Source organism: Massilia sp. CCM 8734 (assembly GCF_011682155.1).
Taxonomy (GTDB): domain Bacteria; phylum Pseudomonadota; class Gammaproteobacteria; order Burkholderiales; family Burkholderiaceae_D; genus Telluria_A; species Telluria_A rubra.
This window is the reverse complement of the sequence record NZ_WHJI01000097.1, coordinates 1-5137: the sequence shown is the minus strand read 5'-3', so window position 1 is coordinate 5137 and position 5137 is coordinate 1. Positions and strand designations below refer to the sequence as shown.

Genomic DNA, 5137 nt, shown 5'->3' with positions numbered 1-5137 from the left:
CAGAGCGGGTCGGGTAGCATTCATGGTGTGGGCGTTTTGATTAAGCGTCAGAAACTAAATCATGCCAGAAATGGGCGCCCACTCCCACCTTTTCGCTTGCGCTGCCAAGCAATTTTCATCCGTTCCGTTAGTTTTGCAAGAGGCTCAAACGGGCGGCCACGCTGCTTTTTCATGCCGCCCCGCAGAAATTCACTACCGGCGCGAGCGTGAAGATTGGTTTCTTTCGCTCAGACTCTGATTTGCTTTACCAGGATGTGATCGAGGGTGATCTCTTTGCCCAGGTGGCAAAAACACTCGACCTTTTGTTGACAAAGTACCTGCGCACCGGTATGGCTTATCAAGGCGCACAACGACTGGAACGCTTGCCTGTGCCCGAAGCGGCGTTGCGTGAAGCTGTCATCAACGCGATTGCTCACAAAGACTATGGAGCGTCGATTCCGATTCAGATCAGCGTCTATGATCACAAGCTACTGATCTGGAACGCAGGCCAGCTACCGCTACACTGGTCGCTGACGCGTCTGTTGGACAAGCATCCGTCGCAACCCGCCAACCCCGATATTGCCAAAACGTTGTTCCTGGCTGGACTGATCGAATCATGGGGACGAGGCATTGATCTGATTCGACGTGCATGTATTGAAAATGACTATTCCGCGCCGCGCTTCGAGTGCGATAGCAGCGGTTTCCTGGTCGAGTTCTCGTTCCCCGCAGTGCTTGAAGTAGGAAAAACTTCGGTAAAAACTTCGGTAAAAACTTCGGTAAAAACGCCGGTAGCAATCCTCCGTTGCCTTGCGGCGAACCCAACTATGACGTTGGTCGACGTGGCTGCAAAGATCGGTAAGACGCCTCGAGCAATCGAGCTGGCCTGCGCCAAATTGGTCAAGGAGGGCAAATTGATATTCGTCGGCCCCAAGAAGGGCGGCCACTGGGAAGTCCTGGAGAAAACGCGATGAGTACCGTCGGGCCGACATCAAACACCACGCAGTTTGCATCGACGCCGCGTTTCAGCAGGCTGGACGCCACGCCCGGCGACGCAGGCGCGAAGACGACACGCTTGCGCAGTTGCAGCGCCAGTACGCGCGTCACCCAGATACAGCATTGGCCCATCGCTTCGCTTAGGTGGACGCGTTTTGCTAGGGATGCTCTCAGTTCAGCGCCACCTGCTCCGGCATCGCCGACGAATGGTGCTTGAGAATCAGCCACTCCTTCCCCAGCTTCTTGTACACGAAGGTATACCGCGCCTGCACCTTGGCCGGCTTGCCATCCTTGACGATGTCAAACGTGTACACGCCGCTGTCGACCGCGCTATCCTTGCTCAACATCTGGATATGCCGCGAATTGATCGTCCCGTGCGGCTTCAGTTCCAGAAAATGCACGAAATAATCCTCGATTTCCGCCGGCGTGGTCCGCACCTGGTTCGACACGGTCGGCTGCAATACCGCCTTCGGGTGGTACAGCTTGACCACGTCGGCCGGCTTGCCGGTACCCAGCGCGGCGTTCCAGCGGTCGAACAGGCCGGCGATCTCGCGCTCCTGCTTCGTGGCGGGCGCGACGGCCTCGTTGCCGTACACCCGCGGCGGCTCCTTGGCATACGCGACGCTGCATACGAAGAGGGAAGCGGCAAGGATCAATTTGTTCATGAAGTTCTCCTGTTAAATCAAAGTGGATCGCGCATTGTTTGCTGCGACAGGCACACTATCGCCCGCCGCCAGCGCCTTGCCGTCCGCCGCCAGGCCTAGTCGGAACTCTGCCGTTCGGCATATACTGCGCGTATGCCCCGCACCTCTTCTCCTTCCGCCCACACCCTGCGCGAGCACTATCGCGAACAGCAAGCCAACACCGCCCGCCTGCGCCTTCTGCACGAGGCCGGCCAGGCGCTCGCCGCGCGCGAGGCCGCCACAGCGCTCGATGCGATGCTCGGCTTCGCCCTGGCGTTTTGCGCCTTCGACTGCGGCAGCGTACTGGCCGACGACAATGGCGCGCTGCGCGTGCAGGCCGCGCGCGGCGAGGTACTACCGGCGGGCATGCGCTTTCCCGCGCAGGGTTCCCTGGCGGCCGGCTTCAAGGAGGAAGCGGGCGTGTTGGTCCGGCGCAACTGCATCAGCCGCATGCTGCTGCCGGCCGGGGCGATGGCCGGCGTCGAGCTGCTGTTCCCCCTGCGCTCGGCCGGGCGCGTGCTGGGCGTGCTGCAACTGGCCAGCCGCCGCCCGCTGCCGGTGCCCGGCGAGGCCGACCTGGCCGCCTTGTCCACCCTGGCCAGCATGCTGGCCTCGGCCTTGCCGCAGGGCGCCGCGCGAGCGCCGGCGCCGGCCGCGCAATCGGCCAGGCTGCTCACGCCGCTCACGCCGCGCGAGCGCGAGGTGCTGGGCCTGCTGCCGCAGGGACTGACCAATGCCGACATCGCCTTGCGCCTCGGCATCGCATCCGGCACGGTAAAAGTGCATGTGGAGCGCATCATCCATAAATTCGGCCTGGCCGATCGCACCCAGGTCGCCGCCCGCGCGGTCGAACTCGGCTTCGGCCATTCCGGCGCGGCCAGCTGATGCGTGCGCTGGCGGGCTGGTCGCAGTGGTGGTCGAACCGCTCCCTGCGCGTCAAGGGGCTGGTGCTGATCGCCGTGCCGCTGGTGATCTTGCTCGGCGCGCTCGCCTCCGGCTACCTGATGGGGGCCGAAAGCCGGCGCGCCCAGCAGGGCGTGCAGCGCACCTTGCAGATCCAGCACGACATCCAGGAAGTCCATACTTTGCTGGCCGAGGCCGCCACCGGCGTGCGCGGCTACCTGTTGACGGGGCGGGCGAATTTCCTGGAGCGCTACCGGATCGCCGAAACCGAGTTGCCGCGCACCCTGCGCCGCTTGCGCGGCCAGATTCGCGATCCGCAGCAGCGCGCCTTGCTCGACCAGGTCGCCGCGTTGGCCGCCAGGAAAAGCGAGGGCTTGAGCGAACTGGTTGCCCTCGGCAACACCACGCCGCCGGCCACGCTGGTGCCGATCCTGGTATCGAACAAAGTGGTGCTCGACGAGCTGCGTGCCCACATCGACGCCATGCTGGCGCGCGAAGACGTGCTGCGGCGCGAGAGCGAACGCTTCGCCGACCAGGTCTACACCCGCACCATGGTGGCCACCGGCGTGGCCAGCGCGGCCGGGGTGCTGGGCGCGCTCCTGGTGGTGCTGCTGTTTTCAACCGGTATCGGGCGTCGCGTGCGCGACCTGGCCGATAACGCCGAGCGGCTGGCGCGCGGCGCGCCGCTGGCGCCGATCGCGCCCGCCACCGATGAACTGGGCCAGTTGGCGGCGCGCATGGAGCATGCCAGCATGCTGCTGGCCGCCCGCAGCGCCGACGCCGGGCAAGCCTATCGCGAAGCCGAACGCGCCAGCAAGGCCAAGACCGAATTCCTGTCGCGCACCAGCCATGAACTGCGCACGCCGCTCAACGCCATCCTCGGCTTTGCCCAGTTACTTGAGCGCGACCTCAACACGCCCGCCGAGCGCGAGCATGTCGGCCATATCCTGAAAGGCGGCCGTCACTTGCTGGCCCTGATTAACGAAGTGCTCGATATCGCCCGCATCGAAACCGGCCATCTCGACCTCGATCTTGCGCCGGTCGAGGTGGACAGCCTGCTGCGCGAAGCGCTGGCGCTGATCGCCCCGCTGGCCGGCGAGCGCGGCGTGACCCTGGCCACGCCGGCGCCATCGCCCGGGGTGCACGTGCTGGCCGACCGCAAGCGCTTGCTGCAGGTGATGCTTAACCTGCTGTCGAACGCGGTCAAGTACAACCACCCGAACGGGACTGTATCGCTGCTGGTCGAGGCCGACGCCGGCCGTGTGCGTATCGGCGTGCGCGATAACGGCCCCGGCATCGATCCGTCCTTGCAAGCGCGCCTGTTCACCCCGTTCGACCGGCTGGGCGCCGAACACCGTCCCGGCGAGGGTACCGGCCTGGGGCTGGCGGTATCGCTGCAGATGGTGCGCGCCATGGATGGCGACATCCGGATGGAAAGCGCGCTGGGGCAGGGCAGCACGTTCCGGGTCGAGCTGCCGCTGAGCGCCACGGCGGGCGCGGTGCGTGCGGCGCGCCCGGCGGGCATGGCGCCAGCGCCGTCGCAACGCGCCTGTACCGTGCTGTATATCGAGGATCAGTCCTCCAACCTGGCGCTGGTCGAGATCCTGTTGGCGCGTCGCCCCAACATTACCTTGCTCAGCGCATCGAGCGGCAGCGCCGGCCTGCAATTGGCGCAAGGGCATGCCCCCGACCTGGTCTTGCTGGACCTGCACCTTCCCGACGTATCCGGACTGGACTTGCTGGCGCAGTTGCGCGCCACGGCCGGCTTGCGCCAGACGCCGGTGGTGATGGTCAGCGCCGACGCCTTGCCCGCGACCATTGCCGGCGCAAGGGCCGCCGGCGCCGCCGACTACCTGACCAAGCCGCTCGACGTGAGCCTGTTTTTTGCTACTTTGGACCGATTGCTGCCATGAATATTTCCGACCTGCTTGCCATGCGCCTCCTGATTGTCGACGACAAGATGGAAAACGTCAAAATCCTGGAAGACATGCTGGCGGGCGAAGGGTTTCGCAATGTCGTCAGCAGCACCGATCCGCGCCGCACGCTCGATCTGGTGTCGGCGTTCGATCCCGACCTGGTCCTGCTCGACCTGATGATGCCGGACCTGGACGGTTATGCGGTGCTGGAGCAACTGGCGCGCCGCACGCCACCCGGCGAGTTTCGTCCGATCATGGTCATCAGCGCTGACGTGACCCAGGAAGCCAGGCGGCGCGCGCTGTCGCTGGGAGCCAAGGATTTCCTGACCAAGCCGTTCGACCTGATCGAAGCCATGCTGCGCATCTGTAATCTGCTGGAAACGAGCCTGCTGTACAAACGGCTGCAGGCGCTCACCGCCCCCGAGCCGCCGTTGCAGCGCTGGCACCCCAGGGCGGACGACTGAGGCGCGCGGGCAGCGGACACTGCTTCGGCCCGAATCGATTAACCTTTTATGTCAAGGACCAGCATCGACTCGACTAGCCTGAATTTTGCATAAAAAAGGGCAAGAATGCCGTAAGTGATTGATAAAATGTGAGTTATCCATAAAACACAATTTCAACACGAACGCACCTTGCCCGGCATGAATTCTACCTCAGAGCAGC

The 5137-nt window shown here is 64.2% G+C and carries 5 protein-coding genes; 4 read left to right on the top strand and 1 reads right to left on the bottom strand.

Annotated elements, in window-relative coordinates; all coding sequences use genetic code 11:
• Window positions 1-206 precede the first annotated feature (206 nt).
• Window positions 207-950: an ATP-binding protein gene (locus F2P46_RS35425; RefSeq protein WP_166899166.1), complete on the top strand. Its 744-nt coding sequence runs from the start codon at window positions 207-209 to the stop codon at window positions 948-950.
• A gap of 192 nt (window positions 951-1142) precedes the next feature.
• Here the strand turns inward: F2P46_RS35425 and F2P46_RS35420 are convergent, their stop codons facing one another.
• The gene (locus tag F2P46_RS35420) at window positions 1143-1637 is read right to left on the bottom strand and encodes an SgcJ/EcaC family oxidoreductase (protein ID WP_166899164.1); all 495 of its coding nucleotides are present in this window, start codon (window positions 1635-1637) and stop codon (window positions 1143-1145) included.
• Between the two features lie 132 nt (window positions 1638-1769).
• Between F2P46_RS35420 and F2P46_RS35415 the strand changes: the two genes are divergently transcribed.
• Genes F2P46_RS35415 through F2P46_RS35405 form a run of 3 tightly spaced genes read left to right on the top strand, consistent with a single transcriptional unit; the run spans window position 1770 to window position 4938 of the window.
• Window positions 1770-2540 (top strand): LuxR C-terminal-related transcriptional regulator, encoded by a 771-nt coding sequence (locus F2P46_RS35415; RefSeq protein ID WP_166899162.1) that lies wholly within the window; start codon window positions 1770-1772, stop codon window positions 2538-2540.
• A complete protein-coding gene (locus tag F2P46_RS35410; RefSeq protein ID WP_166899160.1) occupies window positions 2540-4471 on the top strand; it encodes an ATP-binding protein in 1932 nt (643 codons plus the stop codon). Before F2P46_RS35415 ends, F2P46_RS35410 begins: the two co-directional genes overlap by 1 nt.
• On the top strand, window positions 4468-4938 hold the full coding sequence (locus tag F2P46_RS35405; RefSeq protein WP_166899158.1) for a response regulator: 471 nt from the start codon (window positions 4468-4470) through the stop codon (window positions 4936-4938). The genes F2P46_RS35410 and F2P46_RS35405 overlap by 4 nt, the downstream gene beginning before the upstream one ends.
• Window positions 4939-5137 lie beyond the last annotated feature (199 nt).